The sequence below is a fragment of the Streptomyces griseocarneus genome (genome assembly GCF_014655595.1).
Lineage (GTDB): Bacteria > Actinomycetota > Actinomycetes > Streptomycetales > Streptomycetaceae > Streptomyces > Streptomyces griseocarneus.
Window position 1 is genome coordinate 1 of the sequence record NZ_BNBL01000041.1, and the last position, 537, is coordinate 537.

Annotated in this window: 1 protein-coding gene; it reads left to right on the top strand. The window is 68.9% G+C overall.

Going from position 1 to position 537, the window contains the following annotated elements:
* Nucleotides 1-17 precede the first annotated feature (17 nt).
* Nucleotides 18-537, top strand: a 520-nt coding sequence (locus IE295_RS33180; RefSeq protein WP_229923033.1) for a transposase family protein, incomplete at its 3' end; no start/stop codon positions are given.

Sequence of the window (537 nt, forward strand, 5' to 3'; positions counted from 1 at the left end):
GCGGTCGCACGGCCATCTTGGACGCGACCGAGATCCGGGTCCGCCGCCCCGCCCAGGGAACGGACGGCCGGGACCGCTTCATCTCGGGCAAGAGCAAGCAGAACGCCGTGAAGACGATGGTCCTCACCGATGCCGCCGGCAGGCTGTTGTTCTGCGGCGAGACCCGGCCCGGCAGCTGCCCGGACATCACCCAGGCCCGCGAATCCGGGCTCATCGATCTCCTCGATACCGGACCCTGGGTTGAGATCCTGGCCGACGCCGGCTATCAGGGACTCGGCGCCCAGACCGGCGGCCAGGTCGTCACCCCGCCACACCGCAAGTTCCGAAAGAACCCGCCGCCTTGGTACGAGGAGATGCACGCACAGGCCAAGCACGCGCACGCTTCCCGACGGATCCGCGTCGAGCACGGCATCGCCCACCTCAAGAACTGGAAGGCCCTCGCCCGCCACCACGGCCGCCGTGAACAACTGCCCGAGACCGTCCAAGCCGTCGCCGCCCTGGTATCCCACCAGCAAAACGCAACCAGGCCCCTCACAC